Raw genomic sequence first — 15897 nt, 5'->3', positions numbered from 1 at the left:
CGGATTTCTCCGTGCTGCTGGGGTCCATGAAAGACCTCAGTTCAAGTGGCTCTTTAATGAGCCGCCAAAACTGAAGTCGGCGACACGGAGCCCCTGGGAGGAGCCTGCGCTGCCTGTGGCTGAGCATCTGGCTGGGAAGTCCCCACCCGTGCCCTAGCCTTAACTTCAAATGCCTTGCCCACAACCAAGTCGCCCACGTTCCAGCGTAGTGAGCGGTATTCGTAGTAGGGGACAGGCTCTGTATGTACCTTCCCGTCTTTGCCCTTGACCTCTCGCACCAACGGCTGTGCCGCATAGCGACCGTCTTTGGCGGCCGCCTCTGCGGCCGGAGCTGCGGGTTTGCTGGAATCGGGGATGTACTCAAGTCCTTCAGGTAACGGCAATACGGCTACCAAGGCCTTGACGGGCTTCTTGCTTACATTGGTGTAGGTCGCGCGGTACTCGATGACATCACCCGGCTTTACCGATTCGGCGGCCAAAAACTTCTCTTCGCCTTTTTCGCTACGCTGCACCTTGAATTGCTCAAGATGTACAGACACTGGGGACTTCTCTGCAGGGTTTGCCTTTTGAGTGGCGGTTGCGTCAGTCTTAACCTGTGCCTGAGCAGATAGAGCCAGAGCCGCACCCAGGCAAAATACCATAACCTTCACCGTACGCACTGACCAACCTTTGATACCGTTTATTACTGTGTTCGTCATAAGAACCCTTTCATATCGATTGCTTGTCAATCACCAATCATTTGTCGAACGCTTTGGTGGATGACACCTACCGGCAAGTCCTAGCTGTGGCCATTTCAGGCGCGCCATTAAACGAGGAGCAGCTGGTTGGAACGGATTGTTTCGAGACGAGTCCCGGACGCATACTTTTGTAAATGGTTAATTACAAAGCGCACTTGAGGGACGCCAGACGAATCAGGTTTCAAGCGCACTCAAGCACTTAGGTAACCTGAATCCGCTGATCAAGATCTATTCCGTCAAACCGCTGGCTGCAATGCAATTTCCAACGACCAGACTTACGGGGATTGATACTGCAACCCATATCAAAACTACCTGCGCCAAAGCTATGAAGCCCATCTTTGATTTACCTCTTGAAAACAGACCAGGCAAATCGTAGGTGGACGCTTCACTTTTAGTCTTGAAGACTGTTTGCCACGAAACAATCTTCAGAATTTTTTTGCGCTATTGGTATGCCTCAGTGGCCTTGATAGATGCGAAGAATGTAAATTTCACTGAAGGAAAAGGTGTGGGCTGTAATAGAGCGGAATGCATCCGTCTTTTCACATGACGCCCTGCTGCGCGCGCCCTTTTTGGCGGTCTATGGTAAAACCTCTCTCAGCAACGTCATCCATACCGTATGACAGGGAGTTCAGCAGCTATGAGCCATCCAGAAGCCGTAATTGACGCAATCCTTCAGCGCCACCAATACGCTGCGCACCGACTGGTGCAGGTGTTGCGCGAAGTGCAGGAGCGACAACAGTGGCTGGCTCGTCCTGTACTTCAGTCCATAGCGGAACGTCTGCATTTGCCACTGGGCCATGTGGAAGGAGTTGCAGGCTTTTATCGCTTCTTTCACAGAGAGCCCGTAGGCCAATATCGTGTGCTGTTCAGCGACAACATCACGGACCGCATGCTCGGGAGCACTGCGCTGATGCAGTTGCTATGCCAACGACTGGGTGTTGTGCCAAATACCATGCGTACTGACGGACGGGTGAGCGTAGCACCCACGTCCTGCACCGGCATGTGCGACCAAGGACCTGCCGCCATCATCAACCATCACCATGTAGTGACGCGGCTTACACCTGCACGCATTGAACATGTGGCAGCGCTGATTGAAACGCAGGTGCCGGTGTCGCAATGGCCCGCGGAATGGTTTCAAGTTGAAGACCAGATCCGCTTGACCGACATCAAGTTGGGGCCGCAGCCAGTGCCAGGCCGATGCATTGCTGCGGCGATTGCGCGGGGACCTCAGGGCACGCTGGATGAAATCAAGAAGTCCAAGCTCCGTGGTCGTGGTGGCGCCGGTTTTGCCACGGGAACCAAATGGCAGTTGTGCCGGCGTGCTGTCGGCTCCACGCACTACGTGGTCTGCAATGCCGACGAAGGGGAACCGGGAACCTTCAAGGACCGCGTCCTGCTTGCCAGCTATGCCGACACGGTAATCGAAGGCATGACCATTGCGGCGTTGGTAGTCGGCGCGGCAAAAGGTCTGATGTATTTGCGTGGCGAATACCGCTATCTGTTGGACCATCTGGAGGCGGTTCTGCAGCGTCGACGCAACCAAGGACTGTTGGGGAAGTCCATACAAGGTCTTGCTGGCTTCGACTTTGACATCGAGATCCATGTGGGAGCCGGGGCCTATGTGTGCGGAGAGGAGTCGGCGTTGATCGAATCATTGGAAGGCAAGCGCGGAACGCCCCGTATTCGCCCCCCATTCCCGGTAGAGGCTGGCTATCTGGGCCAGCCCACCACGGTGAACAACGTGGAGACATTCTGCGCTGCCACGCACATTGCACTGAATGGCGGTGAATGGTGGAGCAAGATCGGCACGCCGCAAAGCACAGGCACCAAAATCCATTCGGTGAGCGGCGACTGTGAACGCCCAGGCTTGTATGAGTACCCGATGGGCACGCGCATCGGCCGCATTCTGGAAGACTGCGGTGCGCGCGACACGCAGGCCGTGCAAGTCGGTGGTCCCTCGGGAGTGTGCCTGTCTGCATTGGAGTTCAACCGCCACATCGGCTTTGAGGACGTGCCCACCGCAGGCGCATTCATGGTCTTTGATCGCAGTCGCGACATGTTTGAAGTGGCGCGCAATTTTGCCCAATTCTTCGCACACGAAAGCTGCGGCTTTTGCACCCCTTGCCGCGTAGGTACCGAGTTGGTTGTGCGCCGCATGGACAAACTCCAGCGGGGATATGGCTCCAGCGAGGATATCCAGGTTTTGTATGAGTTGGACAAGCTTATGCACGGCGCCACGCACTGCGGCCTGGGCGCGGCTGCCTGCAATCCGCTGCGCGACACCATCGCAAAATTCCGTCCGGCCTACGAGCGGCATCTGAAATCACTGCACTTTGCGCCTGGCTTTGACATGGACGCTGAGCTATCGCAAGCACGTCTGGCCACCGGGCGTGATGACTCTGGCGCACACCTGGAGACACTGGCATGAGCAACCGCATTGATGCACTCACCCCCGGCACTTTCACACTGGATGGTGAAGAAGTCGAATTCGGCAACGGGGAATCCATATTGCAGGCCGCAACACGTGCCGGACACTACATCCCGCATCTGTGCTGGCACCCTGAATTTGGGGCCACTGGCAGCTGTCGCATCTGTACCGTCAAGGTCAATGGGCGCACCGGCGCAGCCTGCACGGTGCAGGCCGCATCTGGCCAGGAGGTGGAGAGCAACACCGACGAACTCAACAGCCAGCGCAAGACCATGTTGCAGATGCTGTTTGTGGAGGGCAACCACTTCTGCCCCTCGTGCGAGAAGAGTGGCAATTGCGGCCTGCAGGCCACGGCCTATGCCATGGGCATGGAGGGACCGCACTTCGAAGAGTTTTACCCGGACCGTCCGGTGGATGCCAGCCACCCCGACATGATGCTGGACCTCAATCGTTGCATCCTGTGCGGACTGTGCGTGCGCGCCAGCCACGAGGCAGACCACAAGAATGTGTTCGCCATTGGCGGCCACGGCATCCAGACACATTTGCTGGTCAACAGCAACAGCGGCAGATTAGGCGACAGCACATTTGCCGAAACCGACCGTGCCGCCGACATCTGCCCCACCGGCGTCATACTGCACAAACGTCGCGGCTTCCAGGTGCCCATTGGGCAGCGCCGGTTCGATGCCAAACCCATTTCAGAGCAGGTGGAAGGAGGCCAGACATGAGCGCCGCATTGAACGACACGGCAGCGCAACAGCCACTGCATGCGCCGCGCAAGCTGAAATTGGCCACCGTGTCGCTGGCGGGCTGCTTTGGCTGCCACATGTCATTGCTGGATATCGACGAGCGCATTCTGCCGCTGCTGGAGCTGGTGGAATTTGACCGCTCCCCGCTCACAGATATCAAGCACATTGGGCGCTGCGATATCGGCTTGATCGAAGGCGGTCTGTGCAATGCAGAGAATGTGGAAGTGCTGCGTGAATTCCGCGCGCACTGCAAGGTGCTGGTAGCCATGGGTGCTTGCGCCATCAATGGCGGCCTGCCGGCCCAGCGTAACCAGCGCGACGTAGGCCAGATGCTGCGTGACGTGTATTGCAATCAAACTGGGGGCAGCGTGGGCAATCAGATTCCCAACGACCCCGAGCTGCCGCTACCGCTCAACCATGTACACCCCATCCACGAAGTCGTGCATATCGATTACTTTCTGCCAGGCTGCCCGCCTTCCGGCGACGCAATCTGGAGTTTTCTGAACGACCTGATCGCCGGACGCACGCCCACGCTGGGCCACGGCTTGATCCATTACGACTAGGAATGAGCGCCATGAGTTTTGCAATGGAAACTGCCGCCAACCCGCAAGGCCTGCGACGCGTGGCCATAGACCCGGTGTCCAGGGTAGAGGGCCACGGCAAGGTAACGCTTCTGCTGGATGAGCACAACGTGGTGCAGCAGGCACGGTTGCACATTGTGGAGTTCCGCGGATTCGAAAAGTTCATAGAGGGTCGCCCCTATTGGGAAGTGCCGGTCATGGTGCAGCGGCTGTGCGGTATCTGCCCGGTGTCGCACCACCTGGCAGCAGCCAAGGCCTTTGACCGCATCGTGGGTGCGGTGCCGGTGACTGCCAGCGCCGACCGTGTCCGTCGCCTGATGCATTACGGACAGATGCTGCAATCCCACGCCCTGCACTTCTTTCATCTGTCGTCGCCCGACCTGCTGTTCGGTTTTGAATCGGATGTAGCCCAGCGCAACATCGTGGGTGTGGCCCAGGCCTACCCGGAGGTCGCCAAGAAAGGCATCCTGCTGCGCAAATTCGGGCAGGAGGTCATTCGCATCACGTCCGGCAAGCGAGTGCATGGCACGGGCGCTGTGCCAGGTGGCATCAACAAACTGGTGACGGTCGAAGAGCGAGACGCCCTGTTGCGCGATATGCCGCAGATGCTTGCCTGGGCACAGGACGCAGTGGACATTGCCAAACAGCTGCATGCAAACCACCGCAACCTCTACAGCAACTTTGCCAGCTTCCGTTCCAACATGATGTCGCTGGTGCGCGCAGATGGCGCCATGGAGCTGTATGACGGCGTGCTGCGTATTCGCGATGACAAGGGCACTATCCTGTTTGACGGTGTGAGCGACCAGAATTACCTCTCGCTGATCGAGGAAGAAGTGCGCTCCTGGAGCTACATGAAGTTCCCGCATTTGCGCAGCCTGGGCCGCGAGCAGGGTTGGTACCGTGTCGGTCCCCTGGCGCGGGTGCAGAACTGCGACTTCATCCCCACGCCGCGCGCGGAAGCCGAGCGGCAGGCCTTTGTGGCCTGGGGGCAAGGCGATGTGGTGCATGCCACCTTGGCCTACCACTGGGCACGCATGATTGAGATGCTGCACGCGGCGGAAGTGATCGCCGAGCTGTTGCTGGACCCTGCCCTGCTCAGCGGCGATCTGGTGACCACGGGCACGCGGCGGCGCAGCGGTGTGGGCATGATTGAAGCTCCGCGTGGCACGCTGATTCACGACTACGACGTGGGTGACGATGACCTCGTCACCCGCTGCAACCTGATCGTTTCCACCACGCACAACAACCAAGCCATGAATGAGGCAGTGCGCGCGGTCGCCCGCGACTATCTGAGCGGCCACGAGCTGACCGAGGGACTGCTCAACCATATTGAGGTGGCCATACGCGCCTATGACCCCTGCCTGTCCTGCGCTACCCATGCTCTGGGGCAGATGCCGCTGGACGTCACACTGCTGGACCCCCAAGGCCAGGTACTGGACCGGGTACAAAAAGGCAGCGAGGGCCATCTGAATCGCACCGATATCTGCAGCCCGGTCGGCCTGCAGGCATGAATCCAGCCCCACCTGAACTGTTGGTGCTGGGTTGGGGCAACCTCAGCCGCGGCGACGATGCACTGGGGCCGCGCTGCCTGACCGCCTTGCGCGAGGCGCTGCCACCACACCTGATGCACAGGGTGGAGTTCCTGGAAGACTACCAGTTGCAGGTGGAATTCGCGCTGGATCTGGTGGGCCGCAAGCACGTGCTTTTCATCGACGCCAGTGTGGACTGCATTGCGCCGTTTGAGGTGCGCCAGGCGCGGCCCCGGCAGGACAGCAGCATCAGCAGCCACGCCCTTTCACCCGAGGCGCTGTTGCAGGTCTTTGTGACGGTGCAGAGCCAAGCCCCGCCGCTCGCAACGGTCTTGGCCATACGCGCTTCATCCTTCGAGCTGGGTGAACCCATGACGGCGGTCGCTGAGCAGCATCTGGAAGCTGCCGCGCAGTGGGCAATGGACTGGACCCAGGCACTGCTCAAATAGCCAACAAGGCTTCCAAAAGCTGCCAGAATGGCGTCGTACACCACTCTAGCGAACACCGGGAGGCAGATGCAAAGTCAGAGTACGGTCCTGGTCGTGGACGACTCCGCCATCATCCGCAGGCTGGCGGTTGCCATTCTGGAGAAGGCAGGCTATCGGGTCGAAACCGCCGAAGACGGCAAGACCACGCTGGCCATGACGGCACAGGACACGCCGCATCTGATCCTGCTGGATGTGCGTATGCCCGACATGGATGGCTTTGAGGTGTGCAATCGGCTCAAGGCATCGGAACTCACGCGGCACATACCGGTCATTTTCCTGACGGCGGAAAACGACGTCGAGGCGGAAATCCAGGCCTACGCGGTTGGCGGCGCGGACTTCATCGCCAAACCCATCAAGGCCCATGCGCTGCTTGCCCGGGTCAAGGTGCACATTGCCATGTACCGCCAACGACGCAGTCTGGAAGGCAATTTCAGGGACGTCATAGAGTTCTCCCCTATTGCCTTCCTGATTGCGGATCCGTCCCTTCATATCGTCCAGGTCAATGCGCTTGCTATGCAGCTGTTTGATCTGCCGCGCGCCGCGATGCAGGGCAAGCCCTTGCAAGAGTTCATCCCGCATGGTCCGCACCATGTACAAGCCTATACACCCAGCGACACGTTAGACGCGCCCGAAGTCCCCCTGGGCATTGTGGAGCTGAATTGCAGGCGCGGTGATGGGGTTGCATTCACTGCGGATGTGATGTTCGGGCACTTGAGAACTGTTAACGGCGGCTTGTTTGTGATCGTCGTGCAGGACAACACAGACCGCAAGCGCATGCTCGCTGACATTGAGGAGTCGCGCCAGACGCTACGCGACTATGCCGTCAAAATTGAAATGGCCCGCGAAGACGAACGCAAGTCGATTGCGCGGGAAGTGCATGACGAGTTCGGCCAAGTGCTCACCGGGCTGCGCATGGAACTTTCCCTGGTGCGCATGCAATTTGGAAACCGATTTGCTGACCTGGACACCAAAATCGAAAGCATGGCATCCATGACGGACCGAGCCATCAACGAAGTACGCAGCATTGCGACACATCTGCGCCCCACGGCCATGGACATGGGTCTGGTGCCCTCCATCGAATGGTTGCGCGATGAGTTTGTGCGCCAAACCAAGGTGCCTTGCTTTCTCATCATCAAGGACCGGGATCTGGTTCTAGACGAAACCCGCTCCATGGTGGTCTACCGCATCTTTCAGGAATCGCTGACCAACATTACCAAATACGCAAAGGCCAAGCGCGTCGATGTCCTGCTCCAGTGCAAAGAAGGGCTGGTCTCCATGGCAATCAGCGATGATGGCTGCGGTTTCGATGTGCAAAGCCGAAGCGGCAAGAAGACCTTCGGCATTCTTGGCATGCAGGAGCGTGCCATTTCATTGAACGGGTCTCTCAAAATCTCCAGCGAGGTGGGCATGGGCACACAAATTTATCTGAGCATTCCCTGCGGCCTGCAAGCACAGGAAACAGCACCATGATCAAGGTTTTCATTGCAGAAGACCATGCCATTGTGCGCAACGGTGTTAAACAGATATTGGCGCTGGCGCAAGGAATTGAAGTGGTCGGTGAAGCCGTGGACGGCGCCGAACTGCAGCAGTTGCTCAGGTCGCTGGAGTTTGACGTCTTGCTGACCGACCTGAACATGCCCGGACTGAGCGGGCCGGATCTGATCGCACGCATCAACGCGCATTTCCCGGACAAACCCATCATTGTGCTGAGCATGCACAACACGGTGCAGGCCGTCTCCAGAGCGCTCAAGGCCGGCGCACGCGGCTATGTCACCAAAGGAAGCGAACCGGAAATACTGATTGCGGCCATCCGCAAGGTGGCCCAGGGTGGCCGGTTTGTGGCACCCGAAATGGCCCAGCAAATGGTGTTCGATTCCGCGCGTTCCGAGCAAAAGGCCGCGCATGAAGGTCTTTCGGACAGGGAACTGGAGGTCTTGCGCCTTCTCGTCAAGGGTCTGAGCAACAACGAAATTGCCTCTGCCCTGTGCGTCAGCAACAAAACCGTCAGTTCACACAAGACGCGCATCATGGAAAAACTCGAAGTGAGCAGTCTGGCTGACCTCGTGCTGTATGCGGTCGAACACGGCCTGAGGGATTGAGTCTGGCTCCGGCATTCAGAAAATTCCGATGCAGGGCGGAAAATTCCGCCCGTAATAACGACCTTTCCGATAGCAGTCTTTCCTGCTTGGAAGCATGATGCATTCCATGCTTCAGGTACTGCTGGGGCAACGCATATGCAAGGAAAGACCGTGACCCTCTCAAACCGCTTCGAAACCAAGGTGGTGACCGCATTCGGTACGGCCATGGTGGTGGTTGCAGTACTTGCGGCTTCGACCTGGAAAGTGGCAGATGACGCCACAGTGGCGGCCCGCCTGGTGACCCACACCCATGAAATCATCAACGACCTGACCAACATACGAGCCCTTACGCTGCAGGCCGAATTGACCACACAGAGCTTTCGCTTGACCGGCGACCCGCAGAGCCTTGTAGAACGTGATGAGGCGGCGGCGGCACGCGAACGTGCGCTGGAACGAGTGCGCCAATCCATTGGTGACAATGCCCAGCTGCTGCAACACTGGACTGAGCTGCGCCGGCTGATGGACCAGCGTCTGGCGTTCTCCAAACGGATTGAAGAGCTGCGCAAAACCCAGGGTCAAGCGGCTGCCAGTGCCTTTGTTGCCACGGCACCGCTGCGTGCCACACGCGCGCGCACCTACGAGTTGCTCAAGGAAATGGATGCAGAGGAACGGGCACGATTGGACGAACGCGTAGCGGCACATGACCATGCACGCCAGACCCAGGTACGCGCGGGTGCCTTGGTGGCAGTTGCACTGGCAGCTCTGCTGCTGGCCACCTACCTGCTGATACGCCGGCAACTGCACGAAACGGAAGCTAGCCAACGCGCGTTGGCAGACAGCGAGGAAAACCTCTCCACCACACTGCAGTCCATTGGCGATGGCGTGGTGACAACCGACGTCCGTGGAAACATTACACGCATGAATCCAGTGGCCGAGCAACTCACAGGATGGCCAGTGGAACTGGCAATGGGGCGCCCTGTGGAACAAGTGTTCCACATCATTCACGAGGGCACGCGAGCACCGGCTGAAGTGCCTATCGCCAAGGTGCTGACCACGGGGGAACCACAGCTCCTTGCGAACCATACGGCCTTGATTGCACGCGATGGCTCCGAGCATCCCATTGCCGATAGCGCCGCCCCCATCAAGGGAACCGATGGCGCCATACGTGGCGTTGTCCTGATTTTTCGGGACGTGACAGCCGAGCACATGGCAGAAAAAATCATCCGGGATCAAAACGCCCTTCTGGCTTCGCATGTGCGTGACCGCACCGCGCGGCTGCACGAGAGCGAGACCCATTTGCGCAGCATCATGCGGGCAGTGCCGGTCCTCATCGCCTATGTGAATACCGAGCGCCGCTACGTCTACGTCAACAACCAATACAGGGAACACTTTGCGCCCGAGCGCGATGACCTTTCCGGTTGCACGGTGCGGGAGATTCTTGGCGAAGCGCGCTATGCAGTCGCCGGCCCGTTGGTCGACAAGGTTCTGGAAGGACAGCCCCAAAGTTACGACTGGCAACCAACGACCAACTCCTGGCAAACCATTCGTTACATCCCCAGACAGGATGACAATGGCGAGGTGACAGGCTATTACGTGCTGGGCACCGATGTCACCGAGCGCAAACTCTTCGAGAACCGCATTCAATCGCTCAATGGCGAGCTGGCACAAAGAGTCCGGGATCTGGAGCACGTCAGCCGCGCACTGCGCACGCTCAGCAGTGGCAACCGCACCATGCTGCGTGCCTACAACGAAGAAGATCTGTTGCAGAACATGTGTCGCGCCGTAGTCACTTCGGGTGGCTACGGTATGGCCGTGGTCTGGTTCAAGGGCAGCGATCCGCAGGCCGCTTTGCGACCGATCGCGGAATGCGGCTACCCCGGCGGCATGGAGATGCTGCAGACCTTCGGCCTCAGCCCGCACAGCAGCACGCTGGGCAACAGTGTGACCTCTGCCGCGATACGCGAAGGCGTGGTGAAAAAGGTACGCAACATGCAGTCGGACCTGAATCACGCGCCCTGGGCCACGCGGCTCGAAGGGTTGAAGTCGGGACTGTCCTGCCCCTTGCGGGTGGACGGAGACGTCATAGGCGCGCTGACCATTTACGACCCGGAGCCCGACACTTTTGACGACGACGAAATCACGTTGCTGACCGAGCTGGCTGACGACCTGGCTTTTGGCATCGCCACCCTGCGCGCCCGCGATGGGCAGGCCCGTGTGCAGGCCGCAATGCATCACATGTTGCGACACGACACGCTTACCGGCCTTCCCAACGCTATTGAATTCACCGAAGCAGTGGAAGCAGCCGTGGGCCGCGTCGCTTCTGCCAAGGAACCCGTGGCAATCCTGCAATTCAATATTGAACGCCTGGGTGAAATCAATGAAGTGTTGGGCTTCAACCACGGCGATCAGGTGCTGCGGGACTTTGGCCGACGCCTACGCGACAGCGTACCAGAGACGGCCATCGTTGCGCGCCTGCGTGGCGACGAGTTCGCCGTCCTGACCGCAGCCTGCGATGCGGCGGCGGCCTTGGCACTGGCCGAGACCCTGGAGGCCAGCCTGTCGACCCCATTTGCCATCGCTGACATTGAGCTGGATGTGACGGCCAAGGCTGGCATCGCGCTGTACCCCGACCATGGCTCTACCGCCCAGGATCTGATGCGCGGCATGGGCAAGGCACTGTTCCAGGCCAGATCCAGGGGTGTGAGCCGCTGCGTGTTTGACCCGGGCCAGCAACAGGACCAGATCGAACGGCTGAGCATGGCCGGCGAGCTTCGACGCGCCATCGAAAGTGGCCAGATGCGACTCTACCTGCAACCCAAGGTGGAATTTTCCAGTGGAAAGGTGTGCGGTGCCGAGGCCCTGGTACGTTGGCAGCATCCTCGGCTCGGCCTGGTGGCGCCGGGTGTCTTCATTGGCTTGGCGGAAAAGACCGGGTTGATCAAACCACTGACCGAGTGGCTAGTCATCACCACGCTCGACCTCTTGCAGGCCTGGCAGACACAAGATTGCGCCCTGCCCATTGCCGTCAACCTCTCCGCCCGCAATTTCCGTGACGAACAGTTGTTCGACAAGTTCCGCCTCTGGCAATCCGAGCGCGGTGTGGCTCGCGGACTGCTGGAAGCCGAAATCACCGAGAGCACCGTGATGGACGATGCCGAATACGCCCTGCGGGTGTTGCACGCCCTGCGCGACGAAGGCGTGCCACTCTATGTGGACGATTTCGGAACGGGATACTCGTCACTCAGCTACTTGCAAAAATTACCGGTGGACTACATCAAGATCGACCAGTCCTTCGTAGCTGCCATGCGAAACAACCGCGATTCGGCCATGATCGTGCGATCCACCATCGATCTGGTACATGACCTGGGCCACAGGACCGTGGCCGAAGGTGTGGAGACGCAGGAGCACTGGAACATGCTCTCTGCTCTAGGATGCGACATCGCACAAGGCTATTTCATCGCCAGGCCGATGCCCTCAGAGACCTTCCAGGCGTGGCTTGCAAGCTACCGCGCGCCAGAGAACATAGGGGCCTAGTCGCCTTCGGAAACGTAGGGCACTTCGTCCAGACTGGTGTAGACAGGCAAACCCATCTCCCTGGCCTTGGCCACCTCAATGTCTGCACCATTGGAGGCACCCGGGATGCGATAGACCGCATCACATCGGCCCAACAGTCGGTGCGCAACCGGGTACTGGTAGGTCTTGAATACGGCATCGTTATGACTAAGACCACCCGCAGCGCGGATGACGGGCCAGGCCAGCCACTCACCTACCAATGCGAGGTGACCCCGCTCAAAGATCGGTAGGGCCATCTGCTCCATGGCGGCCAGATTCTTCGCCACCTTGACTGGGTCACCATCCGTGCCCGTCAGGTAGGGACCGGAAATCAATATCAACATACGTTTCGCCACCGCCAACCCCGCTTTCTTGAAGATCGAACCGACCGCAGATTCTGAACCGGCCGAGTCTAGGTTAAAAAAATTTCTTCCGTGCCGGTTACAGTGACGGCATGCATATCGCCATACTCACTTTTGACGGATTCAACGAGCTTGACTCGTTGATTGCCCTGGGCATTTTGAACCGGGTGAAAAAACCGGACTGGCGGGTCAGCCTGTCCTGCCCCACCGAGACGGTCACCTCCATGAACGGTGTCACTCTGCACGCGCAGTCCAGTCTGGCACAGGCAAGTGATGCGGATGCCGTTTTGTTCGGCAGCGGCATGAAGACCCGTGACATCGCCAACGACGCGCACATCATGGCGCAGCTCAAGCTGGACCCTGCCAGGCAGCTTATAGGCGCGCAGTGCTCCGGCACCCTGATGCTGGCCAAGCTCGGGCTGTTGAACAAGATTCCTGCCTGCACCGATCTGCTCACCAAACCCTGGGTGCAGGAGGCCGGCGTGGACGTGCTGAACCAGCCGTTTTATGCAGCCGGCAACGTGGCGACCGCGGGCGGATGCCTGTCATCCCAGTATCTGGCCGCCTGGGTGATTGCCCGCCTGGAAGGTCTGGACGCAGCGAAATCAGCCATGCACTATGTGGCACCGGTCGGCGAAAAAGAGCTTTATGTGGACCGCGCCATGGCAAACATCACCCCCTACCTGCCTGTAACAGCCCCATGAACCGTCTCGAACACTGCCTCTTTCATGGCCTGCCCGCAGTACGCATCTGCGCCAGCAACGGCGCAACTGCCACGGTCACACTCCATGGTGCCCACGTCGTATCGTGGACCAGTCCCACGGGCGTGGAGCAGCTTTATCTCAGTCCCAACACACGCTTCGAGCCAGGCCAGGCCATTCGGGGCGGCGTGCCGGTGGTGTTCCCGCAGTTCAACACGCGCGGCGTGCTGCCGCGCCATGGCTTCGCCCGCACCAGCGCCTGGAATCTGCTTGAGACGCAGCCACTGGACAACCAAGCCAGTGCCACACTTTCGCTGCCTGGCAACAAGGTCATCAAGTCCCTTTGGCCCTATGCCTTTGGCTGCGAGCTCCATATTGGGTTGCAGGACGACAGCCTGGCCATGACGCTGACGGTTCGCAATGACGGAAGCGAAACCTTCAGCTTCCAGGCGGCGCTACATACCTATCTGGCGGTGGGCTCCATTCAGAGTGTCAACCTCACGGGTCTGGACGGATCCGATTTTGAAGATACCACCGAGGCGCAACCTATGGTGATGAAGCGCCATGTGGCGTTGAAACCCCTGGAAGCCATAGACCGTATTTACTATGACGCGCCCAATCAGTTGCAGCTGCAGTCCGCTTCAGGGCGAATGGACTTGCAGCAATCGGGCTTTTGCGATGTGGTGGTATGGAACCCTGGCAGCAAGGCCACCCCTCCCCCGGACCTCCCTGCAGATGGCTACCAGCACTTTCTGTGCGTGGAAGCTGCCCAGATCGGGCGCCCCGTGGCGCTGGGTGCGGCCCAGGTGTGGACCGGTACTCAACGCATTCGCGCGGCCCGCTAACGCCGCACAACCAAGGGACTAGATGGGCACTGCCCGTCGTATGCGCATCACCAGCACGGCGGCCAGCAAACAGGCTGCGCCTGCGGCGAACAATGCGGGGTTGTAGGTCAGCAACAGCGTGCGGGTCAGCCCGGCACCGTAGGCCGCAGTGGCCGCGCCCAGTTGGTGCGCAGCAAACACCCAGCCGAACACCGGACCCGCCCGCTCCTTGCCAAAGGTTTGCGCCGCCAGCTTGACCGTGGGGGGCACCGTGGCAATCCAGTCCAGTCCGTAAAACATGGCAAACAGCGAGAGCCCATACAACGTAAAGGTTGAAAACGGCAGCCAGAACAACGACAGGCCGCGCAAACCGTAGTACCAGAACAGCAGCTTGCGGTTGTCATAGCGGTCAGACAGGTAGCCCGACAGCGTGGTTCCCACCAGGTCAAAGGCACCCATCATGGCCAGCACCGATGCGGCTGGAACTGCACTCAGGCCGTTGTCGCCACACAGCGAAATAAAATGGGTCTGCAGCAAACCGTTGGTACTCAGGCCGCAGATGAAGAAGCTGGCGGCCAGAATCCAGAAGACCTTGTTGCTTGCCACTTCCGCCAGAATCGTGAACGGCCCCAAAAAGTTCATGGGCAGAGGCGCTGGAGCCGCTTCATGGGGCTTGCCTTCGGGTTCACCAAAGGGGCGCAGGCCTATCTCTTGCGGATGGTCACGCATGAAGAGCGTAGCCAACACACCCACTACACCGCACGCAATGACCACGGGCAGCACCGCGTATCGCCAGCCCATGTGCTCGATGATCCAGGCCGCTGCCGGGAGAAACAGCAGCTGGCCAGTGGCGGTGCTGGCCGCAAACAGACCGACAACCAGCCCGCGATTGGTGGTGAACCACCGGTTGGCCACCATGGCTCCCAGAACCAGCGCCGTGAGGCCGGTACCGCAACCCAGCACCACACCCCATAGCAAAAACAGTTGCCACAGCTGCGTCACGCCAGTGGCCAAGGCCATTGCCACGGCAATACAGCAAGCGGCCACCACCATGATGCGGCGCAGGCCGAACCGCGCAATGAAGATGGCAGAAAACGGCCCCAACAGGCCAAACAGTGCAAAGCGCACCGCAAAAACCGATGAAAGCTGGTCAGTGGTCCAGCCGAACTCACGACTCAACGGTTGCAGCATGGCGCCGGGAAGTCCTAGCGCAGCCGAGGTGGTGAGCATCGCCAGAAAGGTGACGATGGCAATCACCCAGGCGTAGTGGACGCCACGGCGCTGAAGCATAGAAGTGGTGAATTGGGCAATCATCGGCATTCCATTACAGTTGCATATACAAATATTGTAGATACAATCAAATGCCATGAAAACCAAGTCAAGTTCTGTGAAGGCAAGCAGCCCGCATACCGCCCCCAGCGGCTGCAGCGCCAAGAAGCTGCGTCAACTTTCGCGCCGGGTGAGCCAGCACTTTGATGCCATCGTTGCCCACGCCGGGCTGAAGACCACGCAGTATTCGCTGCTGTCCCAGACCCAGACGCTGGGGCCGATTCGCCCGGGCGATCTGGCCCATGCCATGGAAATGGACGCATCCACCCTGACCCGCAATTTGCAACCGCTGGTGGCGCAGGGCTGGGTATCGGTCGGCCCCGGCGAGAACGGACGTAGCCGCCTGGTCAGCATCACGGCACTGGGACGTGAAAAGCGCGCGCTGTCCCAACGGGAATGGAAACGCGCTCAGTTGGCTTTCAACGAGCGGGTGGGTGAGGATCTGGTGAGCCGTCTGCACGCCGTCATTGACGAGTGCCTGGAACGCATGAATGAGGAACCGGAAACAGAATCGGCTGAGGCTGCTTGAGGGCGTGCCTTAG

14 protein-coding genes are annotated in these 15897 nt (G+C 59.4%); 11 read left to right on the top strand and 3 right to left on the bottom strand.

Annotated features, from left to right (window positions below; all coding sequences use genetic code 11):
- Positions 1-53: 53 nt before the first annotated feature.
- Complete coding sequence (locus tag AC1RMF_RS00400) at positions 54-539, bottom strand: hypothetical protein (RefSeq protein WP_493138674.1); 486 nt, start codon at positions 537-539, stop codon at positions 54-56.
- A gap of 835 nt (positions 540-1374) precedes the next feature.
- On the opposite strand from AC1RMF_RS00400, the gene AC1RMF_RS00395 reads away from it, so the two are divergent.
- The 8 genes from AC1RMF_RS00395 to AC1RMF_RS00360 all read left to right on the top strand — a co-directional run bounded on the left by AC1RMF_RS00395 (position 1375) and on the right by AC1RMF_RS00360 (position 12121).
- Positions 1375-3165 (top strand): NAD(P)H-dependent oxidoreductase subunit E, encoded by a 1791-nt coding sequence (locus AC1RMF_RS00395; protein ID WP_493138672.1) that lies wholly within the window; start codon positions 1375-1377, stop codon positions 3163-3165.
- Positions 3162-3890, top strand: coding sequence for a 2Fe-2S iron-sulfur cluster-binding protein (locus AC1RMF_RS00390; protein ID WP_493138670.1), 729 nt, complete (start codon positions 3162-3164; stop codon positions 3888-3890). The genes AC1RMF_RS00395 and AC1RMF_RS00390 overlap by 4 nt, the downstream gene beginning before the upstream one ends.
- Positions 3887-4474, top strand: a complete 588-nt coding sequence (locus AC1RMF_RS00385) for an NADH-quinone oxidoreductase subunit B family protein (RefSeq protein WP_342618133.1) — start codon at positions 3887-3889, stop codon at positions 4472-4474. Before AC1RMF_RS00390 ends, AC1RMF_RS00385 begins: the two co-directional genes overlap by 4 nt.
- 11 nt (positions 4475-4485) lie before the next feature.
- Positions 4486-6003 (top strand): Ni/Fe hydrogenase subunit alpha, encoded by a 1518-nt coding sequence (locus tag AC1RMF_RS00380; protein ID WP_493138668.1) that lies wholly within the window; start codon positions 4486-4488, stop codon positions 6001-6003.
- Positions 6000-6470: a hydrogenase maturation protease gene (locus AC1RMF_RS00375; RefSeq protein ID WP_493138666.1), complete on the top strand. Its 471-nt coding sequence runs from the start codon at positions 6000-6002 to the stop codon at positions 6468-6470. Before AC1RMF_RS00380 ends, AC1RMF_RS00375 begins: the two co-directional genes overlap by 4 nt.
- Positions 6471-6536: 66 nt before the next feature.
- Positions 6537-7979: a response regulator gene (locus tag AC1RMF_RS00370; RefSeq protein ID WP_493138664.1), complete on the top strand. Its 1443-nt coding sequence runs from the start codon at positions 6537-6539 to the stop codon at positions 7977-7979.
- Positions 7976-8608, top strand: a complete 633-nt coding sequence (locus AC1RMF_RS00365; protein WP_493138663.1) for a response regulator — start codon at positions 7976-7978, stop codon at positions 8606-8608. The genes AC1RMF_RS00370 and AC1RMF_RS00365 overlap by 4 nt, the downstream gene beginning before the upstream one ends.
- A gap of 150 nt (positions 8609-8758) precedes the next feature.
- Positions 8759-12121, top strand: coding sequence for an EAL domain-containing protein (locus tag AC1RMF_RS00360; protein ID WP_493138661.1), 3363 nt, complete (start codon positions 8759-8761; stop codon positions 12119-12121).
- Here the strand turns inward: AC1RMF_RS00360 and AC1RMF_RS00355 are convergent.
- Positions 12118-12483, bottom strand: coding sequence for a DUF4406 domain-containing protein (locus tag AC1RMF_RS00355; protein ID WP_493138659.1), 366 nt, complete (start codon positions 12481-12483; stop codon positions 12118-12120). The two genes, AC1RMF_RS00360 and AC1RMF_RS00355, sit on opposite strands and share 4 nt — an antisense overlap.
- A gap of 110 nt (positions 12484-12593) precedes the next feature.
- On the opposite strand from AC1RMF_RS00355, the gene AC1RMF_RS00350 reads away from it, so the two are divergent.
- Both AC1RMF_RS00350 and AC1RMF_RS00345 read left to right on the top strand, forming a co-directional pair.
- Positions 12594-13205 (top strand): DJ-1/PfpI family protein, encoded by a 612-nt coding sequence (locus AC1RMF_RS00350; protein ID WP_493138657.1) that lies wholly within the window; start codon positions 12594-12596, stop codon positions 13203-13205.
- Positions 13202-14047 (top strand): D-hexose-6-phosphate mutarotase, encoded by an 846-nt coding sequence (locus AC1RMF_RS00345; protein ID WP_493138655.1) that lies wholly within the window; start codon positions 13202-13204, stop codon positions 14045-14047. The genes AC1RMF_RS00350 and AC1RMF_RS00345 overlap by 4 nt, the downstream gene beginning before the upstream one ends.
- A gap of 18 nt (positions 14048-14065) precedes the next feature.
- Here AC1RMF_RS00345 and AC1RMF_RS00340 read toward each other — a convergent pair whose 3' ends face one another.
- Entirely contained in the window at positions 14066-15340 is a 1275-nt protein-coding gene (locus AC1RMF_RS00340) for an MFS transporter (protein WP_493138653.1), read from the bottom strand.
- Between the two features lie 52 nt (positions 15341-15392).
- Here AC1RMF_RS00340 and AC1RMF_RS00335 point away from each other — a divergent pair, with 52 nt between their 5' ends.
- Positions 15393-15884 carry a MarR family winged helix-turn-helix transcriptional regulator gene (locus AC1RMF_RS00335; protein WP_493138651.1) on the top strand — a complete coding sequence of 164 codons (492 nt, stop codon included), beginning with the start codon at positions 15393-15395 and terminating at the stop codon, positions 15882-15884.
- Positions 15885-15897: the final 13 nt, after the last annotated feature.

Source organism: Rhodoferax sp. GW822-FHT04A08, from assembly GCF_058801025.1.
Note: the sequence above shows the minus strand (reverse complement) of the source record. Positions and strands in the feature narration are given on the sequence as shown.

Coding starts and splice junctions, on each gene's coding strand:
- AC1RMF_RS00335 (WP_493138651.1), top strand. CDS start 15,393: ATGAAAACCAAGTCAAGTTCTGTGAAGGCAAGCAGCCCGCATACCGCC.
- AC1RMF_RS00385 (WP_342618133.1), top strand. CDS start 3,887: ATGAGCGCCGCATTGAACGACACGGCAGCGCAACAGCCACTGCATGCG.
- AC1RMF_RS00395 (WP_493138672.1), top strand. CDS start 1,375: ATGAGCCATCCAGAAGCCGTAATTGACGCAATCCTTCAGCGCCACCAA.
- AC1RMF_RS00355 (WP_493138659.1), bottom strand. CDS start 12,483: ATGTTGATATTGATTTCCGGTCCCTACCTGACGGGCACGGATGGTGAC.
- AC1RMF_RS00390 (WP_493138670.1), top strand. CDS start 3,162: ATGAGCAACCGCATTGATGCACTCACCCCCGGCACTTTCACACTGGAT.
- AC1RMF_RS00350 (WP_493138657.1), top strand. CDS start 12,594: ATGCATATCGCCATACTCACTTTTGACGGATTCAACGAGCTTGACTCG.
- AC1RMF_RS00365 (WP_493138663.1), top strand. CDS start 7,976: ATGATCAAGGTTTTCATTGCAGAAGACCATGCCATTGTGCGCAACGGT.
- AC1RMF_RS00340 (WP_493138653.1), bottom strand. CDS start 15,340: ATGATTGCCCAATTCACCACTTCTATGCTTCAGCGCCGTGGCGTCCAC.
- AC1RMF_RS00380 (WP_493138668.1), top strand. CDS start 4,486: ATGAGTTTTGCAATGGAAACTGCCGCCAACCCGCAAGGCCTGCGACGC.
- AC1RMF_RS00345 (WP_493138655.1), top strand. CDS start 13,202: ATGAACCGTCTCGAACACTGCCTCTTTCATGGCCTGCCCGCAGTACGC.
- AC1RMF_RS00375 (WP_493138666.1), top strand. CDS start 6,000: ATGAATCCAGCCCCACCTGAACTGTTGGTGCTGGGTTGGGGCAACCTC.
- AC1RMF_RS00370 (WP_493138664.1), top strand. CDS start 6,537: ATGCAAAGTCAGAGTACGGTCCTGGTCGTGGACGACTCCGCCATCATC.